The organism is Flavobacterium sp. GNP008, from assembly GCF_056428965.1.
In genome coordinates this window covers 797,721-818,159 of record NZ_JBWJVL010000001.1, presented here as the reverse complement: position 1 = coordinate 818,159, position 20,439 = coordinate 797,721, and the positions used below count along the sequence as shown (strand labels likewise).

General features: G+C 35.3%; 21 protein-coding genes. 13 read left to right on the top strand and 8 right to left on the bottom strand.

Translation table 11 applies throughout. The features are described from left to right. Positions 1 to 84: 84 nt before the first annotated feature. The 6 genes from hemH (at position 85) to AC0608_RS03665 (ending at position 5,851) form a co-directional block, all read left to right on the top strand. Positions 85 to 1,140: a ferrochelatase gene (gene hemH, locus AC0608_RS03690; RefSeq protein WP_478288158.1), complete on the top strand. Its 1,056-nt coding sequence runs from the start codon at positions 85 to 87 to the stop codon at positions 1,138 to 1,140. Then, a complete protein-coding gene (locus AC0608_RS03685) occupies positions 1,141 to 2,496 on the top strand; it encodes an MATE family efflux transporter (RefSeq protein ID WP_417958964.1) in 1,356 nt (451 codons plus the stop codon). Further along, entirely contained in the window at positions 2,483 to 3,037 is a 555-nt protein-coding gene (locus tag AC0608_RS03680; RefSeq protein ID WP_417958963.1) for a CopD family protein, read from the top strand. The genes AC0608_RS03685 and AC0608_RS03680 overlap by 14 nt, the downstream gene beginning before the upstream one ends. A gap of 1 nt (position 3,038) precedes the next feature. Further along, complete coding sequence (locus tag AC0608_RS03675) at positions 3,039 to 4,511, top strand: sensor histidine kinase (RefSeq protein ID WP_478288157.1); 1,473 nt, start codon at positions 3,039 to 3,041, stop codon at positions 4,509 to 4,511. 10 nt (positions 4,512 to 4,521) lie between these two features. Further along, positions 4,522 to 5,304: an enoyl-CoA hydratase/isomerase family protein gene (locus AC0608_RS03670; RefSeq protein WP_478288156.1), complete on the top strand. Its 783-nt coding sequence runs from the start codon at positions 4,522 to 4,524 to the stop codon at positions 5,302 to 5,304. Between the two features lie 148 nt (positions 5,305 to 5,452). Further along, positions 5,453 to 5,851, top strand: coding sequence for a hypothetical protein (locus AC0608_RS03665; RefSeq protein ID WP_478288155.1), 399 nt, complete (start codon positions 5,453 to 5,455; stop codon positions 5,849 to 5,851). A 66-nt stretch (positions 5,852 to 5,917) separates the two neighbouring features. Here the strand turns inward: AC0608_RS03665 and AC0608_RS03660 are convergent, their stop codons facing one another. The 3 genes from AC0608_RS03660 to AC0608_RS03650 all read right to left on the bottom strand — a co-directional run bounded on the left by AC0608_RS03660 (position 5,918) and on the right by AC0608_RS03650 (position 8,397). Next, positions 5,918 to 6,571 (bottom strand): HD domain-containing protein, encoded by a 654-nt coding sequence (locus AC0608_RS03660; RefSeq protein ID WP_478288154.1) that lies wholly within the window; start codon positions 6,569 to 6,571, stop codon positions 5,918 to 5,920. A 91-nt stretch (positions 6,572 to 6,662) separates the two neighbouring features. Continuing rightward, the gene (locus AC0608_RS03655; protein WP_417958958.1) at positions 6,663 to 7,652 is read right to left on the bottom strand and encodes an acyl-ACP desaturase; all 990 of its coding nucleotides are present in this window, start codon (positions 7,650 to 7,652) and stop codon (positions 6,663 to 6,665) included. Positions 7,653 to 7,662: 10 nt separating this feature from the next. Then, on the bottom strand, positions 7,663 to 8,397 hold the full coding sequence (locus AC0608_RS03650; RefSeq protein ID WP_417958957.1) for a lysophospholipid acyltransferase family protein: 735 nt from the start codon (positions 8,395 to 8,397) through the stop codon (positions 7,663 to 7,665). A gap of 123 nt (positions 8,398 to 8,520) precedes the next feature. Between AC0608_RS03650 and rnpA the strand changes: the two genes are divergently transcribed. From rnpA to AC0608_RS03635, 3 genes are all read left to right on the top strand, one after another. Then, complete coding sequence (rnpA, locus tag AC0608_RS03645) at positions 8,521 to 8,931, top strand: ribonuclease P protein component (RefSeq protein WP_417958956.1); 411 nt, start codon at positions 8,521 to 8,523, stop codon at positions 8,929 to 8,931. Positions 8,932 to 9,037: 106 nt separating this feature from the next. Next, complete coding sequence (locus AC0608_RS03640; RefSeq protein ID WP_478288153.1) at positions 9,038 to 10,672, top strand: S41 family peptidase; 1,635 nt, start codon at positions 9,038 to 9,040, stop codon at positions 10,670 to 10,672. Further along, a complete protein-coding gene (locus AC0608_RS03635; protein WP_478288152.1) occupies positions 10,672 to 11,478 on the top strand; it encodes an OmpA family protein in 807 nt (268 codons plus the stop codon). The genes AC0608_RS03640 and AC0608_RS03635 overlap by 1 nt, the downstream gene beginning before the upstream one ends. Here AC0608_RS03635 and AC0608_RS03630 read toward each other — a convergent pair whose 3' ends face one another. From AC0608_RS03630 to AC0608_RS03615, 4 genes are all read right to left on the bottom strand, one after another. Further along, a complete protein-coding gene (locus AC0608_RS03630) occupies positions 11,479 to 11,925 on the bottom strand; it encodes a GNAT family N-acetyltransferase (protein WP_478288151.1) in 447 nt (148 codons plus the stop codon). A 49-nt stretch (positions 11,926 to 11,974) separates the two neighbouring features. Further along, on the bottom strand, positions 11,975 to 12,952 hold the full coding sequence (locus AC0608_RS03625) for a DUF4837 family protein (protein WP_417958952.1): 978 nt from the start codon (positions 12,950 to 12,952) through the stop codon (positions 11,975 to 11,977). Positions 12,953 to 13,000: 48 nt separating this feature from the next. Then, the gene (locus AC0608_RS03620) at positions 13,001 to 15,058 is read right to left on the bottom strand and encodes a LysM peptidoglycan-binding domain-containing protein (RefSeq protein ID WP_478288150.1); all 2,058 of its coding nucleotides are present in this window, start codon (positions 15,056 to 15,058) and stop codon (positions 13,001 to 13,003) included. A gap of 295 nt (positions 15,059 to 15,353) precedes the next feature. Further along, positions 15,354 to 16,541, bottom strand: coding sequence for a phosphoglycerate kinase (locus AC0608_RS03615; RefSeq protein WP_478288149.1), 1,188 nt, complete (start codon positions 16,539 to 16,541; stop codon positions 15,354 to 15,356). A gap of 282 nt (positions 16,542 to 16,823) precedes the next feature. Between AC0608_RS03615 and AC0608_RS03610 the strand changes: the two genes are divergently transcribed. From AC0608_RS03610 to recA, 4 genes are all read left to right on the top strand, one after another. After that, positions 16,824 to 17,972 carry a DNA polymerase III subunit gene (locus AC0608_RS03610; protein ID WP_478288148.1) on the top strand — a complete coding sequence of 383 codons (1,149 nt, stop codon included), beginning with the start codon at positions 16,824 to 16,826 and terminating at the stop codon, positions 17,970 to 17,972. Positions 17,973 to 17,976: 4 nt separating this feature from the next. Continuing rightward, positions 17,977 to 18,360: a DoxX family membrane protein gene (locus AC0608_RS03605; protein ID WP_417958948.1), complete on the top strand. Its 384-nt coding sequence runs from the start codon at positions 17,977 to 17,979 to the stop codon at positions 18,358 to 18,360. Positions 18,361 to 18,405: 45 nt separating this feature from the next. After that, positions 18,406 to 18,915 (top strand): acyl-CoA thioesterase, encoded by a 510-nt coding sequence (locus AC0608_RS03600; RefSeq protein ID WP_478288147.1) that lies wholly within the window; start codon positions 18,406 to 18,408, stop codon positions 18,913 to 18,915. Positions 18,916 to 19,114: 199 nt separating this feature from the next. After that, positions 19,115 to 20,122, top strand: a complete 1,008-nt coding sequence (gene recA, locus AC0608_RS03595) for a recombinase RecA (protein WP_417959398.1) — start codon at positions 19,115 to 19,117, stop codon at positions 20,120 to 20,122. A gap of 150 nt (positions 20,123 to 20,272) precedes the next feature. On the opposite strand, the gene AC0608_RS03590 is transcribed toward recA, so the two are convergent. Further along, the gene (locus AC0608_RS03590; RefSeq protein WP_478288146.1) at positions 20,273 to 20,437 is read right to left on the bottom strand and encodes a hypothetical protein; all 165 of its coding nucleotides are present in this window, start codon (positions 20,435 to 20,437) and stop codon (positions 20,273 to 20,275) included. Between the last annotated feature and the right edge of the window lie 2 nt (positions 20,438 to 20,439).

The following is a 20,439-nucleotide window of genomic DNA, read 5'->3' as shown; positions in this document are numbered from 1 at the left end:
TATTAAACAATAAATAAAAAATAGTTAATCGCAATTTATAAAAAAGTAAGTTTAATTACTTTTGTACCAACAAAAAAAGACAACATGAAAGGTGTATTATTAGTTAATTTAGGTTCTCCGGAAAGTCCAACTCCTAAGGATGTTAAACCGTATTTAGATGAATTTTTAATGGATAAATACGTTATTGACGTTCCATTTTTGTTGCGAGCATTATTAGTTCGGGGAATAATTTTACAAACAAGACCTAAAAAATCAGCCGCCGCTTACGCCAAAATATGGTGGGACGAAGGTTCTCCTCTTGTGGTGATTTCGAAAAGAATGCACGCCAAAGTAAAACAATTAGTTGACATTCCGGTTTCCTTAGCGATGCGTTATGGAAATCCATCTTTATTATCTGGTTTACAAGAATTGCATGATAAAGGCGTGAAAGAAGTATTGCTTTTTCCATTGTACCCTCAACACGCTATGGCGTCTACAACTACAATTTTAGAATTAGCAGAAGAACATCGTAAAAAATATTTCCCAGAAATGAAATTTACCATCGTTCCCGCATTTTATAACAAACCGGATTATTTAAAAAACCTTGCCGATTCTATCAAAGGTTATTTAGAAGGTTTTGATTACGATCATTTATTATTCTCCTACCACGGAATTCCGGAGCGTCACATTCGCAAGACGGACATTACCAAATCACATTGTAAAATTGACGGTTCTTGTTGCAGTACGCCATCGCCGGCACATGAGTTTTGTTACCGCCATCAATGTTATGAAACGACCAAACAAGTCGTAAAATTACTGGGGATTCCAGAAGGAAAATACAGCCAGACCTTTCAATCGCGCTTAGCGGGAGACAAATGGTTGACACCTTACACGGATGTAGAAGTAAACAAAATGCCAGAAAAAGGAATTAAGAAACTTGCTGTTGTGACACCTGCGTTCGTATCGGATTGCTTGGAGACTTTGGAAGAAATTGCCATGGAAGCCAATCATGAATTTAAAGTTCATGGAGGCGAAGAATTTTTAGCAGTACCCTGCTTAAATGACAGTGACGACTGGTGTAAAACCGTAAGCAATTGGATTTCAAACTGGTCCAATGCTTCATCTTCAGTTAAACTTGACTCCGAAAAAATAAACGCTTAAATGGCCGTTACCGCCGATGAGTTAGGAACTCAAGACATCAAAAAACTCTTGATAAAGCAAGCAGTTCCATCCTCTATTGGGATTTTATTCATGTCGGTTAATATTTTAATTGACACCATTTTTGTGGGACAATGGATTGGTTCTTTGGCCATTGCGGCGGTAACCGTAGTTTTGCCCATCACCTTTTTGATTTCCTCTTTGGGAATGGCAATTGGTGTGGGTGGAGGTTCTGTACTTTCCAGAGCTTTAGGTGCTAATAACAGGGAAAAAGCATTGCAAACTTTTGCCAATCAAATTATGATGACCTTTTTATTGGCATCTGTTTTTGTGCTACTTGGTCTTTTTTTCAGTGATGAAATGCTGATGCTTTTTGGTGCGAAAGGAGCTATAATGGAACCCGCAAAAGAATTCTTCTTTCCTATACTCATAAGCGTTCCCTTTCTGGCACTTTGCATGATGGGAAATAATGTTATTCGGGCCGAAGGCAAGGCTAAATTTGCCATGGTGGCCATGATTATTCCTGCTTTTATAAATATTATATTAGACATTATTTTTATAAAATACTTGGATTTAGGAATGTTTGGCGCTGCTTTGGCGACAGCCATATCCTATTGTACCTGTTTCTTATTTGTAGTTTGGTTTTTTTATTTTAAAAGCGAACTACAACTAAAAGCGAAACATTTTAAATTCAAAATGCCTATTGTAAAGGAAATAACCGAATTGAGTTTTGTGACGTTTTCCAGACAAGGAGTTGTGAGTATTTTAGCGATAATATTAAACCATACTTTGTACACTTATGGTGGCGAACATTCTGTTGCCATTTATGGAATTATTAGCCGAATGTTGATGTTTGCCTTGTTTCCAATTCTGGGAATTACGCAAGGATTTCTGCCAATTGCCGGTTTTAATTACGGTGCAGGAAATTATGAAAGAGTCAAAGAAAGTGTGTTGCTCTCCATAAAATACGCCGCGTTATTGGCCTCACTGATTTTTGTAGTGATACTTGTTTTTGCAAAACCAATAGTAGCCGTTTTTACGACAGATCCTATAGTGATTGCACAAACCCCAGAGGCGTTGCGTTGGGTTTTTGCGGCTTCGCCAATTATTGCTGTTCAACTCATTGGAGCGGCCTATTTTCAAGCGGCGGGAAAGGCAAAAAAAGCATTGCTTTTGACGTTAAGTAAACAAGGGTTTTTCTTAATTCCGTTAGTACTGATTCTACCAAATTTTTTAGGTATTTTTGGAGTGTGGATTGCATTCCCTATTGCGGATATCTTATCAACTGTACTGACTGGCTATTTTCTGAAAAAAGAAATGAATACAAAACTGATTCAAACTAACGATGGAATACTATAATTATCTTAAATCCTTACACCTCATCTTTGTAATTACATGGTTTGCAGGATTATTTTACATTGTGCGCTTGTTCGTTTACCAAATTGAAGCGGCACAAAAACCCACTCCAGAGAAAGAAATATTACAAAAACAATACAAAATAATGACCTATCGCTTGTGGTACATTATCTCTTGGCCATCAGCCGTTTTAGCCAGCATATTTGCTTTTTGGATGTTATTTTTTACTGATTTAGGACGTTCTTGGTTGCAAATGCCTTGGATGCACGTAAAACTTGGCTTTGTATTTGTGTTGTATTTATACCATGGAAAATGCCATCAAATATTCAAACAATTGCAAAATGACGAAGTAAAATATTCCACAAATTTCATGCGTTTATGGAATGAAGGCGCCACTATTATCCTTTTTGCAGTTGTTTTTTTAGTAGTTTTGAAAAATGCAGTCAATTGGATTTATGGCGTAATTGGGATCTTTCTTTTTTCCATTTTAATTATGCTTGGATTTAAATTTTATAAAAAAATTAGGGAAAGAAATCAATCTTAATATGTTCAAAAGCTTCAAAATAGCAATGCTTTCGTTACGAATCAGGATTTTCCTTTCGATGATTGTATTGATACTAATGGCATCTGTATTATTGGCTTCTATTTCTATATTTCAATTTAAAAATGAAGCGAAAGAGTACCATCAAGAGCGCTTGGAACGGAATGAAAATGCCGTAAAACAACATATTAATTTCGTGCTCTCTACGACCACTTATCCGATGACAGCGGGAAATTTAGACTTGATTTTTAAGGATAAAATTCACGAATTAGCCCACATTCATAATATAGAAATCAACATTTATAGCCTTGACGGTAAATTATTAAAATCATCCAAAGAATCATTTTCTGTTGATAAAGTGGCTCCACCCATTCCAAAATATATTTTAAAACTCGTTCGTTCTTCCATTGAAAAAAGATACGTAGACATTAAGACAATTGATGGTAAAAAAAATCGTTCGGCTTTCAGTCAAATCAAAGACGACAAATTTAAACCGTTGGGAATTTTAAACCTGCCTTACGTAGAAGACGACGGCTACTATGAGAATGAATTAAAAAGCTTTCTAATTCGCTTGGGACAAGTGTATTCCTTTATGCTTATCGTCGCGTTTGCATTGGCCTATTTCCTTTCATCGTACATCACTAAATCGTTGAAAACAATCTCAGATAAGTTAAGCGAAACGAGTTTGAACCAAAAAAATGAAAAAATTGTTCTAGAAGCCAACAGCAAAGAGATTAATCTTTTGATAAAAGCATACAACGCGATGGTGGATGAATTAGAAAAAAGTGCCATTAAACTAGCGCAAAGCGAACGAGAAGAAGCTTGGCGCGAAATGGCGAAACAGGTGGCGCATGAAATCAAGAATCCGCTTACGCCAATGCGACTAACGGTGCAGAGTTTTCAGCGAAAATTTGACCCAACTGATCCGAATGTAAGGCAGAAAATGAATGACTACTCCGAAACTTTAATTCAACAAATTGACACGATGAGTGCGGTTGCTTCGGCGTTTTCGAATTTTGCATCGATGCCGGCACAGCAAAACGAAACCTTGAATGTAGTGGAGGTAGTAGAACTTGCCATGGATATTTTTAACGAAGAATACATTGAATTCAAGAGTGATTCTCCCGAAATTATTTCGAAAATTGACCGAACACAACTCATTCGAATCATCACAAATTTAGCAAAGAACGCCATTCAGTCCATTCCGGATCAGCAAGAAAACAAGTCTATTATAGTAACGGTGAAAAAAGATGTAAACAACGTTTTAATAACCGTTGCCGATAACGGAATTGGGATTCAGCCCAAAGACATCGACCGCATATTTGAACCAAAATTCACCACTAAAAGCAGTGGAATGGGTCTTGGTCTTGGAATTATAAAAAACATTATCGAAAATTATAAAGGAACAATTACCTTTGAAACTGAATTTGGAAAAGGAACTACTTTTATTGTTTCGCTTCCCATAATTAACACTTAAAAATACAATTATGAATTACGAAAACATTTTAATTGCAACCGAAAACAACATCGCTACGATTACCATTAATCGTCCGACGAAACTAAATGCTTTGAATGTTGCTACCATTTCTGATTTGAACAAAGCGTTCAAAACATTAGGAAAGAATGACGAAATTCGGGTTATAATTCTAACTGGAAGTGGTGAAAAAGCATTTGTAGCCGGAGCTGATATTTCAGAATTTGCTCATTTTTCGATTGAAGAAGGAACACAATTGGCGGCAGAAGGACAAGAAAAATTATTTGATTTCATAGAAAATTTAAAAACGCCAGTAATTGCAGCCGTAAATGGTTTTGCATTGGGTGGGGGATTAGAATTAGCCATGGCGTGTCATTTCAGAGTCGCTTCAGAAAATGCAAAAATGGGATTGCCAGAAGTTTCACTGGGTGTAATTCCGGGTTATGGAGGAACACAACGTTTGCCACAATTGATAGGAAAAGGACGTGCGATGGAAATGATTATGACCGCAGGAATGGTAACGGCGCAGGACGCTTACAGAACTGGATTGGTAAATCACGTAGTCCCTGAAGCAGAACTTTTAGACTACTGTGTGAGTGTGGCCAATAAAATAATAAAGAATTCACCGTATGCTATTGGCAAAGCCATAAAAGCAGTCAATGCTAATTTCAAAGAAGGAAAAAACGGGTATGAAGCCGAAATAAAAGCTTTTGGAAAATGCTTTGGAACCTTAGATTTCAAAGAAGGAACAACGGCTTTCCTAGAGAAAAGAAAAGCAGTGTTTACAGGGAAATAAGAATAAAAGAGAGCCATGTTGGTTCTCTTTTTAGTTTACAAGTGATTCCTTTTTAAATAATCTTTCCTCAAAAACGGATTGTTTGCTTTACAACACTTAATTTTGCAGACCCGTTTGGGAATATAACACACCATCTAAAATTAAATTTATGTCCTTCCAACCTATATTTGAACTTTTCTGGGAAAAGGTAAAAGAAAGTATCGAAAACCATACCTACGCTAAACTTACACTTGCCAAAACCATTGGTGATACGGAACTGAAAAATATTTATGTGCGTCCTGTTTTACTGGAGAATGACGTATTTAGTCTTTCGGTTACGGCGCGATACAAAACCGAAGAAGTTGAAAGTTTCCATTCCCTTGACGAGGCTTTTATTGTATTGGCTCCGTATATGAACAACCCTTTTTTGACCGCTTTGTTGTTTACAACGGAAAATGACATCACCTTTAAACTTAATAAAAAAAGAGTGGGAAGCATTATTGAGCAAGCGCCAACTTTTAAAAACGCTTCGGATGTGATTCTGGAAATGAAAGCGAAAGGAATTTAAAAAACAATTTGCATTGTAGAGACGCACGGTATAGAGGCACTGCAGTGCCTCTATACAACACAAAACCTATTTCTCCCCTTCCCATTCCGCATAAAACTGCGCCAGAAATCCTTCCATGTAACGGTGTCGTTCTTGTGCAATTTGTTTTCCGGTCTCGGTATTCATCTTATCTTTCAAAAGCAATAACTTTTCGTAAAAATGATTGAGCGTAGGAGAATCGTTCTTCTTGTACTCCTCCTTGGTCATGCTGGAATTTGGAGCGATTTTAGGGTCGTAAAGCGTTCTGTTTTTAAATCCGCCATAGTTGAATGTCCTTGCAATTCCAATGGCGCCAATCGCGTCTAAACGATCTGCATCCTGAACCACATCCAATTCTATAGAGGAAAATTTCTTTTCGAAATTACCGCCTTTGTAGGAGATGTTTTCAATGATATTAATCACATGAGCGATAATTTCTTCGTCAACATTTTCTGATTCCAAAAATGCTCTGGCTATTCTTGGCCCAACGGTTTCGTCACCATCATGAAACTTACTGTCGGCAATATCATGAAGCAAAGCACCAAGTTTGACAACAGTGGCATCACAAACTTCATTTTTTGAAATCAGAACCGCATTTTTAAACACTCTTTCAATGTGAAACCAGTCGTGTCCGCCTTCGGCATTTTCTAGTTTTTCTTGTACAAAAAGAATCGTTTTGCTTATTAAATCAGGGTTTATCATTGTTTATATACTTTTAAAAAAAATGTTGAATTTCAAAGTTCTCCAACTTCAAAATTCAACATCTTCATTCTTTATTTAGAATTCAAAAAAATTATCTTATCAAAGCGGGCTCCACCCATTTGAAGATATGCGACTCTTGAGGGATTACCATTCTTTCTGAAATTTTAGCCATTCTTCCCGGTAATTTCATTAAGTAATCCCGGGCTTTTTCTGCTTCGTCTGTCAAACCGGAAATTTTGTCAATTTCCCATTTGTCAATTAATTTTTGCATAATATCTACATAATCCGCGGCAGTATATACCCCAATTCGTTGCGCTGAATCAGAAAACTGCTCGAAAGCAGTACTTATTTTTTCGCCAGATTCTCTTAAGAAATGTGCCGGCATAACGATTTTAGCTTTCATCATGTATTGAAACGCAAGCATCATTTCGCTAGGGTCTAATTGAAAAATACGGGTTACAAATTCGCTGTAAGCATGGTGATGACGCATTTCGTCTCCAGCAATCATTTTACACATTTTAGACAATTTGTTATCGCCATATTTCTTAGCCATTTGTGCCACTCTGTTGTGGGAAACATACGTTGCCAACTCTTGAAAACTAGTATACACAAAGTTTTTATAAGGGTCTCTTCCGGTTCCTATGTCAAAACCATCGTTGATTAGGTGTTGCGTGGTCATTTCTACCTCACGCATGTTTACGCGACCTGACAAATACAAATATTTGTTGAGCATGTCACCATGACGATTTTCCTCACCAGTCCATTGTCGGATCCATCTGGACCAACCGTTTCGCTCTACATTATCAATTCCCTCTACATCCATTAACCAGGATTCGTAAGTTGGTAAAGCTTCCTCAGTAATAGTATCACCTACTAAAGTTACCCAGAAATCGTATGGTAATTCTTTTGCAATTTCACGCAATTCTTTGACTTCGTCAAAAAAAGTATCGCTTTGAGAATTGGGCAAAAAATCCGTTGGCTGCCATATTTTTTCAACAGGAATTAGATACTGATCGACAAAGCTGTCTACGTTTTTTTCTAAAAACTGCATTACTTCTAATCGAATGTTTTTTATTGACATTATATATAAATTAAATTTTTATTCCTTGAACAACTGCTTTTTCTGTTATCTCTATCAAATCAGCAAAATCATACTCTTTAACCGCTAAGGGTTTATGTACTACAAAGGTAAGGCGATTTCCTAAACCTAAAGGGAAAAACCCGTATTTAACTATTTTCCAAGAATTGTTTATGCTTACTGGAACTATGTAGGCAGATGGCGCATATTTACATAAAATTTTCAACCCGCTTTGTGCAAACTCTTTTGGCGTGCCGGTCTTGCTACGTGTTCCTTCCGGAAAAATAACTGCGGAACGGTTGTTTTTTTCAATATATTCTGACAATCCTTTGATGGCCGGAATGGCTTGCTTAGGGTCTTTACGATCGATAAGAACAGAACCACCATGACGTAAATTAAAAGACACACTTGGTATGCCTTTTCCTAATTCTTTTTTACTGACAAATTTACAATGAAAACGGCGAAAAAACCAAATCATAGCAATAATATCGTACAGACTTTGATGATTGGACACAAAAATAAGAGGAACATTTTTTGGGATACTTTCTATATTTTCAAATTTGTAAGTTGTTCCCAATAAATGGGTGCATTTCAACAAGAAAAAATTCAAATAATCGACACTTTTTTTATGGGCTTGATAGCCAAAAACATGGAAGCAAACCCACTGTATTGGATGAAAAATAACCAATGTTAGACCGAAACATAAATAATAAATTACGGAAATGGGATACGAAATCAGTTTTTGCATGCTTTAAAATTTGGCACAAAAGTAAGAAATATATTTTTAGCCGTATTTAAATCCGAAACAATATACTGTGACAACGTTTAATCGTAACTTTGCCAATCAAAATCCACCTCTTTTTTCTATAAAATGAATTTCAAATACCCCAAAACCGAAAAGCTTAAAAGCAAAATAACCATTGGGTTGTTATTTACCGAAGGGAAATCAGTAGCTAAATATCCGTTGCGATTGGTATATAAATCAGGTTCTTTTGGCGAAAGCGAAAAAATTAAGATGGGCGTTTCTGTTTCCAAAAAGAATTTCAAGAAAGCTGTAGACCGCAATTATTTCAAACGGGTACTCCGCGAGACTTACCGTCTTAATAAACATCTTTTAATTGACAATCTGGACCAGCCGTATTCCTTTATGTTTTTTTACCAAACTAAAGACCGGCTGACCTATGCCGAAATTAATACTAAAACCATTCAATTGTTTGAGAAGTTTATTGCACAAAACCTCAGAAAACCAGTGTCAGAAAGCGATTCTATTTCTGAAATTTAAACATTTGACAGCTTCTAAAAAACAAAGTTCCGTAAAATTCTGAGCTGCATAATTATTTGGGGATTAATTGTTATTTTAGTACCCTCAAATTAAGTTAATTAAATTCATGAACGGTATCCAAAAAAAATTCATAGTTCCCGTTGTCGCTTCGGCATTTTTGTTTATTGGAACCAGCTTCAAAGACGATTTTTTTGAAATCGCAAAGCAAATTGAAATATTCACAACACTTTTCAAAGAACTGAATAGAAATTATGTCGATGAAACAAATCCGGGTGAGTTAATGGATAAGGCCATTAAGGGGATGCTGGCGAGCTTAGATCCGTATACCGTTTATTTTAACGAACAGGATGTGGTGCGGTTTAGGATAAACAATACTGGGGAATATACTGGAATTGGGGCCTTACTCACCAGGCAAGAAGATAAATTAATAGTTAAAGAAGCGTATAAAAATTTTCCTGCTGATAAAGCGGGTTTAAAGCCTGGGGATGAGATTATTCAGGTGGGGGATGTCATGTTATCTGATTTCAAGGATGAAGCTTCCCAACTCTTCAAAGGGGTAAAAAACACTAAAATCGCTATCAAGTACCTCCGGCAAGGAAAAGAAAACAATACTCAAATCATTCTAGATGAAGTAGAAATAAAATCAGTTCCTTTTTTTACGAAAATTGATGATAAAACCGGTTATATCGTTTTGTCTCATTTTAATAAAAAAGCCTCTTTGGAAACGAAAGAAGCTTTAGAACAACTTAAAAAAGATGGTGCAGAACGAATTATATTAGATTTAAGAGATAATCCGGGAGGTCTTTTGAATGAAGCGGTCAACATCTGCAATCTTTTTGTTCCTAAAAATGAGGTGATTGTGACTACAAAATCAAAAATAGAGAAACACAACAGTACTTATAAAACGAATAAAGATCCAATAGACACTCAAATTCCTTTGGTGATAATTGTTAACGATCGCAGTGCTTCAGCATCAGAAATTGTGGCCGGTGCCTTGCAGGATTTAGATCGAGCAGTAGTTTTGGGTAGTCGCAGTTTTGGAAAAGGTTTGGTACAAAGACCGGTCGATTTAACTTATGGGACGCAGTTAAAAGTTACAATATCCAGATATTATACGCCATCTGGGAGATGTATTCAAGCTTTGGATTATTCTCGGAAAGACAAAAATGGAATAGCGCTGAAAACAGCAGAAAAAAATTATAATAGTTTTAAAACTCGGAAGGGAAGAACGGTCTATGACGGCGGCGGAATTCAGCCTGATGTAGAACTTATGGAAACTAAATCAAGCCCAATAGCCAACGCTTTATTACGGAATGATGGAATTTTTAATTATGTTACAAGCTATTATTATAAAAACCCATCTCTAGGCAATCGCATTCCCACCATTTCAGATTCAGATTATTTGGATTTTAAGCAGTTTTTAAAAATGCAAAAATTTTCTTTTGATACCGAAACAGAATTGGCTTTGAAAAACACTTTGGCTGTAGCCAAAAAAGAAAAACTAGACGAATCTATTCTGGTAGAATATGAACAGTTACTCGTTGCGCTTCAAAAAAGTGAAAATGCATTATTGGATAAAAATCAAAAAGAAATCAAAAATCTGATGGTGGATGAAATCATTAAGCGATACCAATATCAAGAAGGGTTGTATGAGTATTACATCAAAAACAATGTAGAAATTAAGAGAGCTATAATCATTTTGAGCAATAGCTCAGAATATAAGACCATCTTGAAGATATAATGAAAAAATTAGTCCAGATACTACTGTTTCTTTTTTGGGCTTATTCATTTGCTCAGGGTAGGCCGGTGGAAACGGTTTTTTTTGAATTTGACAAGCATTCTCTTGATACGGATCAGATTCAAACCATTGTTAATTTCATAAAAAATACTGATTCTACCAAAGTGGAATCGATACAAATTTATGGCTACTGCGATGATAGAGGGGACAACGATTATAATTATGAATTATCAAAAAACAGGGTCATAACTGTTCAAAATATTCTTACTGCAAATGGTTTTAACAAAAATAAAATTGTTATTATCGAAGGGAAAGGCCGTGTAATTTTGAAAAAAGAGGTGCTAGAAAATATAGAAGAGTCCCGTTCTAAGAACAGACGAGTTGATTTATTTATTGTTAGGAAAAATAGTTTTGGCAATGGGATCTACAATTCATTCAAGGAAAATCATAAAGTAGGGGATCGCATCTATCTGGAAAATATTTTCTTTGCATTGGGGAGTAGTAAAATAACAGAACAGTCTAAAAAAGAGTTAGATAAAATCGTATTGCTTCTGCAAAAACAAAAGAAATTGGAATTTGAAATTAGAGGACATGTTTGCTGCACGCCTAGTGATTACCCTGACGCTATCGACAAGGATACTCGTGAGCGAAAACTTTCTGTGAATCGCGCTAAAAATGTTTACAAATATTTGATGAGTAATGGAATAAACAGTCTTCGAATGCATTATATGGGAAACGGAAATAAATTCCCTTTAGGGCAGGGAGATGCCCTAGATCGTAGGGTTGAATTTGTAATCTTAAAGATTTAGTTATTCTTTTTTCATTTCAATATGCGGAATATCATCTTCCAAATACATTTCACTGGTTTGTACAAATCCATGACTTTGGTAGAATTTTTTAAGGTATAACTGAGCTCCGATAGTAATTTTATTTTCACCAAAATGCAGTAAAACACCAGCAACAGCTTCTCGCATTAAATCATGTCCCCATTTTCTGTCACGGTAATGTGCAGCAACAGTAACTCTACCAATAGAAGCATTTTCAAAACTTATGCCAGGTTTGAAAAGTCTGGCATGCGCTACTATTTCACCTTCAAATTCACCAAAGAGATGCAGGGCTATTTTGTCTTTTCCATCTAGATCAAGATAAACACAGTTTTGTTCCACCACGAAAATTTCGCTTCTTAAACGGAGTAAATCGTAAAGTTCATGAACGGAGAGAGTATCAAACGATTTAATTTTCCAGTCTAATTTCATGTTGTGTGTCTTATATTTGTTATAGAATGCAAATAAAGCAAATAAAAGATTATCTTCTTAAAACAATCACTGATTTTATGATGGATTCTAATTCGTGCATTAAATCTCGTTTTTCTTTTGACGGTGCATAACAAAAACCCTCTAAGACTAAAATTCGGTTATACTCCGGATCAACAATGGCGTAATTGATAAAAGGTCCGGACATAAAATCATTGTTGAGTTCCCAGGTTCCTTTAGTTTCAAAGGTTTCTTTCCCATCCAGATTAATCTTAAAGAGATAGGGTGCATAGGCCTCTTCAGTAATCATATTGGTGTCAGGTTCTTTTCCGCTAATAAATAATTTTCCTATAGAATCCCGCATTTTAATAATACTAGTACTTAAATCGGCTTCTTTTTTGATTGTGTTTAATGGGACTTGATAAATTAAAAGACTAGTATTCCCACCAATGATTTCCTTTTTTAACCACAAAAAATTACTTTTTTGAAGGACATACGCATAACCGGAAGGTATTTGTAAAGTAACATGAAACTTATTGGCTATTATTTTAGGATCTATTAACGATTGAGTATTTATTCTTTGACTCTCGGCTATTTCAGTCTCTTTTATTAGCTGAATCATTTGCGCGGCATTTTTTTCAATACAGGCAATAATATCTGCTCCTGTTTTGCCAGAAATATGAAATACATTTTGAGGGGATGCGTATTGGTTTTTCCGGATTTCGAATTTGTTTTCTTCAGCTTTCTTCACCACAATTATGGCGCGGGTATCTGTCATAAAGCCTTCTAAAAGTTTGACTGGATATTGATTGATGTTGAATAAAGGTTCTTCTTGTGGCAAACCAATTACTGGCGAGGCAAACTTATTTCGAATGCTGTCTCCAATATCTCCATTCCATAACTGGTCATCAATAATAACCGAAATCGTATTGATTTTCCCCGTTGTTTTACGAGGCAGATGGTCATTTTCTTTTTTACAGGAAAACAACAGCAGAGAAATAAAAAGAAATAAAAAATGGGCTTTATTCATTGCGATTTTATTATAAAATAAAACCCAAATTTATAGAAGTTTATTCTATTATCCGTTTATTTTTAACTTCATTCCGGGTTTGATATCTTCACTGCGAATACCGTTCCATTTTTTTAAGTCAGAAATGGTTACTCCAGGATGTTTTTTGGCAATACTAAATAAAGAGTCTCCTTTTTTTACATAATATTGGACACTTATTTTTTTAGATGTAGATGTGCTATTTGATGTGCTCCTGAAGGAATTAGCCGTTGCTTTATCAGTGAGAATTGCAATTTCGTCTTTGGCAACGATTAGTGTTTTTCCAATTGTGATCGTGTTATTTGAAAAATTATTCCATTGTTTTAAATCAGCTTGTGAAGTGCCAAATTTACTGGCAATATTTCCTAGATTGTCTCCTTTCATGACTACATATTCAAGGTCTTTTCGTTCTGGATTTGACGTCCGTTCTCCTCTAGTATCCATCTCTTTTTTTGCAATTTGTAAAGAAGTTCCAAATTGAACAGTATCATTTGAAAGCCCATTCCATTCTTGAATTGCAGCAACTGTCACATTATATTTTTTCGCAATACTACTCAAATTATCTCCTTTTTGAACCTCATAAAGTATCGAAGTATTCGTTGATAATACCGTAGAATTATTATTTATTTTTTCTTCCATATTTACTTTAGTGTCCGAAGCAACTATGTTTTGACTTTTTGAGATACTCTGCGTAGCAACATAATCTGTTTCAGATTCTGTATCAGTAGATCTTACTCCTGTTTTGCCAGTAATAATTTTTAAGTTTTTGCCATACGTAAGAGTAGTACTCTTGAGAGCATTCCATTTTTTTATTTCCGAAATAGAAACATTATACTTATTAGCGACAGCGGTTAAATTATCTCCGTGTTTTACTTTGTAATAGGATGTTGTAGCACTTGTAACTCGATGGGAGCGGTCAGCAGCAGTGTCTTTTATTACTACCGCTTTGGCTACATGAAATGGTCTTTCGCGTTGGTCTGATTCCTGTTGGATATATGAATAAATTTGATCTTCATTAGAAGCGAAAATAGCAATTTTTTCTTGAGGTAATCTCAGATAATGATTTTCATCATGATAAAAAGGCACCATATTTAGCTTATAGGAAGGATTTAAAATTTGTAATTGGACTACGGGAACATCGAGCAAATCAGAAATTTGTTTGAATGACATTTGCTTCCTAATCAGTATGGTATCCGTGGCAAAGTGTTTGATCGTTGCCTTGTTAGGAACAATGCCGTGTTCTTTATGGTATTCATAAATATACATAGTCGCTAAGAACGCCGGAACATATCCTTGTGTTTCTTTAGGTAGATTTTTTCTAATGTTCCAATAATTTTGTTGCCCCCCAGAACGTCTGATAGCTTTGGAGACATTTCCAGGACCTGAGTTATAAGAAGCAAGAACCAAGTCCCAATCGCCAAATATTCGGTACATGTTTGTCATGTAATGGGCTGCGGCTTCACTTGCTTTTAAAGGATCGCTTCGTTCGTCAACATACGAATCAATTTTCAAGCCATATTGTTTTCCGGTTTGATACATAAACTGCCAAAGTCCGGTAGCACCCATTTTAGACACTGCCTTCGGGTTTAAAGCAGATTCCACTACGGCTAAATATTTTATTTCTAAGGGGACATTTTGTTTGGCCAAGGCTTCTTCAAATACGGGAAAATAATACTCTGAAACAGCCATCAATCGTTCAAAAGATTTTTTTCTGTTCTTCAAAAATGATTTAATAATGTTTTCTAGTCCTTGATTGTATTCGATATTGAAAGGAGATTTGGCATCCATAGCCGCCAATCTTTCTTTAAGAAGTTCAGTGGACAACTCGTACTCTATTTTTTCATCGATGTTGACATTCTGAATGTCTTCCGAGAGTGAATTGTATAATTCTAAATTCGTTAATTCCTTCATCCATAAACTATCCACACAAGACGCTAAATCGTCTTTTGTAAAAGTTTTCTTGATGGAATCTAAATAGGATAATTTTGTTTCTAATGATGTTATTTCCTTATTTTCAAAACCTTCCTGTGAAAATAATTGTAGGGATAACAATAAGATAAGCGAGAGTGTGGTATTTTTTATATTCATATTTTTACGATCAAAGACCTATATTTCAAATGATTACAAATTTTATTTTTACAAACATAATAGGTTAAAACTAAAAATTTCTTTAAATATTGTTAAAAATGTAATTTTGTATCATTTATATGCGATTTCCAACTGATTTTACAATGAAGCATTTTATAAAGAGAATTTTTTTAAACCAAAATACCTCAGCAATAAATAGTTTATCACTGAGGTATTGAAGTTTCATTCGATGTATGCTTGATTTGAATTTGAATTGTATTTCAAAAAGCATTTATTTTTAATGACACTATCTGTTTTAGTCTAAAATAGCTGCAATTCCAGGCAAAACCCTTCCTTCTAGCATTTCTAGCATTGCTCCACCACCGGTAGAAACATAACTCACTTTATCTTCGAGTCCAAATTGTTTTACCGCAGCTACTGAATCGCCTCCGCCCACAAGAGAGAATGCCCCTTTTGCAGTTGACTCAGCAATAAAGTTACCTAAAGCAATTGTACCGTTTGCAAAATTTTCCATTTCAAAAACACCCAATGGTCCGTTCCAAAGAATGGTTTTGGATTCCATGATTACTTTTTTGAAGTTTTCTAATGATTTTGGACCCGCATCCAAACCTTGCCATCCATCAGGAATTGCTTTCACATCAACAATTTGAGTTTCGGCATTATTGGAAAAAGCATTCGCGGCTATAACATCAACAGGGATGTGTATTTGAACTCCTTTTTCTTTTGCTAATCGCAATATTTCTAATGCCAATTCTTGTTTATCATCTTCACAAATAGAATCTCCAATTTTACCGCCTAATGCTTTTACAAAAGTAAATGTCATTCCGCCACCAATAATCATGTGGTCTACTTTATCCAGAATATTCTCGATAACGGTAATTTTAGAAGATACTTTAGATCCACCCAAAACTGCAGTTACCGGCTTTTCGCTGTTTTTCAATACCTTGTTTAAACTCTCAATTTCTTTAGCTAATAACAATCCGAAACATTTATCAGTCGGAAAAAATTGTGCAATAATTGTAGTCGATGCGTGTGCTCTGTGTGCCGTACCAAAAGCATCGTTTACATAAATATCGCCAAGAGACGCTAATTCTTTTGCGAAAGCAACATCACCCGCTTCTTCTTCGCTATGAAAACGTAAATTTTCCAACAATAAAACTTCACCAGCCTGTAATTTACCAGCAGCTTCTTTGGCTTCTGAACCAATGCAATTAGAAGCAAACAGAACCGGAACTCCTAGTACCTCTGAAGCTGTTTTCAAAATGTGTTTTAATGAATAGTTGCTTTCAATACCTTTTGGTCTGCCTAAATGTGACATCAGGATAACACTTCCGCCTTGAGCAAGAATGGCATCAATGGTAGGTTTTGCTGCCTCGATACGCGTGGCATCCGTTACATTGAAATTCTCGTCCAAAGGCACATTAAAATCAACCCGTATTATGGCTTTTTTTGCAGCAAAATTGAAATCATTTACCGTTTTCATCAGTATGTTTTTTAGTTTATTTTTCACGTAAGAGTAACAAATATAGAACTTTTAAATTATTAATAAATTAAGGAAATTCATATAAAATAAATTTTAAGTAACGAAATCGATGTAAACTAATAAATAATGTTACTTTTTAATACTTTATAACGCTTTATTTTAAAAATTGAGAATTTAAATTTTAAAAATACAGCCGGTATTTTCCTCTTTTTGAAAGGTACTTCTCCCGAAACTTTGCTCGCTAAAATTTTAGACTAGACCATTTTCTGCTATCTTTGCTTCATGCAATTTTCTAAAATTTTAGGACAAGAACACATTAAAAGTCATTTGACAAAAAGTGCTGATTTGGGCCGAATCCCACATGCGCAATTGTTTGTGGGTCCTGAAGGCAGTGGTACCTTGCCTATGGCAATTGCGTATGCACAATATATTATTTGTAGCAATCAAAAAGGGGAAAATACTGGATCAAACGACGCGTGTAACCTCAAATTTCATAAAACGTCGCATCCCGATTTACATTTTATTTATCCAACGGTCAGTACTGAAGACGTAAAATCTAAACCTAAGAGTATCGATTTTATCACGGAATGGCGTCAGTTTTTAGAGCAAAATCCGTACGGAAGTCTCTTTGACTGGTACCTGACGTTAGGTGTCAAAAATAAACAAGGGGAAATTAGGGTTGATGATGCGCAGGAAATATTGAAATCTCTGGCGTTGAAATCCTATGAAGGGGGCTACAAAGTAATGATTATTTGGATGGCCGATAAATTGAATATTGCTGCTTCGAATAAATTATTGAAACTACTGGAAGAACCTACAGACAGGACAGTTTTTATCTTGATTTCAGAAAATGAAGAAGACATAATTCAAACCATTCGTTCCCGTTGCCAAGTACTACATTTTAATGGGTTGAGTGAAACTGTTATTGCGGAGGCTTTAGTTTCTACTAAAAATACCGATTCCAAAACAGCTTTGCAAATAGCTCATCAGGCCCAAGGGAATTATAACAAAGCATTGCAGTTATTACAGCCCGAGAGCGAGTCTGTTTTTTTTGAAAAATGGTTTGTCGATTGGGTTCGTGCAGCTTTCAGAGCCAAAGGAAATGCGGCAGCCATTCAGGATTTGATCCTATGGAGCGAGCAAATTGCTGGTCTAGGAAGGGAAACCCAAAAGAAATTTTTACACTTTTGTATCGATATGTTCCGTCAGGCACTGTTGTTAAATTACCAAACGCCAAGTCTGGTTTACATGGAGCCGCAAGTGGAAAAATTCAAACTAGAGAATTTTGCCCCTTTTGTAAATGGCAACAATATAAATGATATTTTTAAAGAGCTTTCAGAGGCGATGTATCACATAGAGCGCAACGGAAATGCTAAAATTATTTTAACCGATTTATCAATAAAACTTACCCGTTTAATTCACAAAAAATAAAAAAATGAACAACATTACTTCTATTTTAATTTTAATTTTCTTGGCTATTACTTTCTTGCAATCCGGATATGACAAACTATTTTATTGGAAAGACAATGTAGATTGGTTAAAAGGTCATTTTTCGAAAACACCTTTAAAAAACAATGTCCCTTTGGCACTACTGAATATTTTAATTTTAGAATTAATTTCGGGTATTTTATGTGTAGTAGGTTGTGTCGAATTGTTTGTGAATAACGGCAGAATATTTGGTTTTTACGGAGCCGTTTTCTCTTGTGTGACTTTATTAATGTTGCTTTTCGGACAAAGAATGGCAAAGGATTATGACGGCGCCAGAACAATTGTCATCTATTTTATCCCAGCGATATTAGCCGTTTATTGGTTAAACTAAAAAACTATTAGTATACAAAACAACAATTCCATTTTATATAAAAACATGAATCCAAAACACCCTTCTGAATCCTTGACAATATTAACTGATTTGGTTTTGCCAAGTGAAACCAACCCTTTGAATAATCTTTTTGGGGGTGAATTATTAGCCCGTATGGATCGTGCCGCAAGTATTGCCGCAAGGAGACATTCCCGAAGAATTGTAGTTACTGCGTCCGTAAATCATGTCGCGTTCAATAGAGCCATCCCGTTGGGAAGCGTAGTGACTGTTGAAGCTAAAGTTTCCAGAGCTTTCAAGAGCTCCATGGAAATATACATTGACATCTGGGTGGAAGACCGTGAATCTGGTAACAAAACAAAAGCCAATGAAGCGATTTATACTTTTGTAGCTGTAGATGATACCGGAAGACCTGTTGAAGTGCCTCAAATTGTTCCAGAAACCGAACTGGAAAAACAACGTTTCGAAGCCGCTTTGCGACGCAAGCAACTGAGTTTAGTTTTAGCAGGAAAAATGAATCCGCATGATGCAACAGAATTAAAAGCGTTGTTTATTTAATAATCCGAATTCATTTAATTCTTAATAAAAAATAGATTTAAAATATTTTTGAAACAGAAAATTTTAATTAAAAAAAGCAGTATTTTTACAAAACAAATGTTCAGCATACAAAATAAATTTTTAGGGTAATTAGTCATCCTGTCAGTTTTTTAGCGTTATAAAATAATACAAATAGATGAAAGAAAAGGTAAAAGAGAAGATGAGTACAGAGAAAGAATCCAAACTAAAAGCGCTGCAACTTACGCTTGACAAACTGGACAAAACCTACGGAAAAGGAACGGTAATGAAAATGGGCGATAAAGCCATTGAGGAAGTTGAAACTATTTCTTCGGGGTCTTTAGGAATCGATTTGGCATTAGGAGTTGGTGGTTATCCAAGAGGAAGAATTATTGAAATATACGGTCCGGAATCATCTGGTAAAACAACCTTAACACTTCATGCGATTGCTGAGGCTCAAAAAGCGGGTGGAATTGCTGCTTTTATTGATGCAGAACACGCTTTCGACAGAAATTATGCAGAAAAATTAGGCGTAGATATTGAAAACCTAATCATATCCCAACCGGATAACGGCGAACAAGCTTTAGAAATCGCAGAAAACTTAATTCGTTCAGGGGCAATTGATATTGTTGTAATTGACTCCGTTGCCGCTTTAACACCAAAAAGTGAAATTGAAGGCGAAATGGGAGACTCAAAAATGGGACTTCATGCGCGTCTGATGTCTCAAGCATTGCGTAAATTGACAGGAACCATTAGTAAAACACATTGTACGGTTTTCTTTATTAATCAATTAAGAGAGAAAATTGGAGTGATGTTTGGAAATCCAGAGACTACTACTGGGGGAAATGCACTAAAATTTTACGCATCGGTTCGTCTAGATATCCGACGTTCTACACAAATTAAGGATGGTGATAATGTCCTTGGAAACAGAACGAAAGTAAAAGTGGTAAAAAATAAAGTGGCTCCACCTTTTAAAATTGCTGAATTTGACATCATGTATGGGGAAGGAATTTCAAAAACAGGAGAAATTCTAGATCTTGCTGTTGAATTCGAAATTATAAAAAAAGCAGGATCTTGGTTCAGTTATGGTGAAACTAAATTAGGACAAGGTCGTGATGCCGTTAAATCGTTAATCAAAGACAATCCAGAACTAGCGGATGAGCTTGAAGTGAAAATTAAAGCACACATAAAAGAGCTAGCAGCATTGTAATTTTTTTTAAATAAAAAAGAGGTTAGAATACTGTATTCTAACCTCTTTTTTATTTTAAAAAACAATCTACTTGAGTCAAATTCAAATAAAAGTAGTTGCAATAATAAAGTGCCATTTTATACTCTAAATTAAATCAGTCAAATAATAAATTTATTTTTTGCGTAAATCAAACATTGGGCAGTTTTTACAACGCTTTTGTTCTCCTTTTTTATATTTTTCACAGCACTCAGTCTTGAGGTTTTCTTTGCCAGATCCTTTTTTAAGGATTGTTTTTTTCTCCTTTTTACTATCCTTATTTTTCTTCTTTTTACTCAATA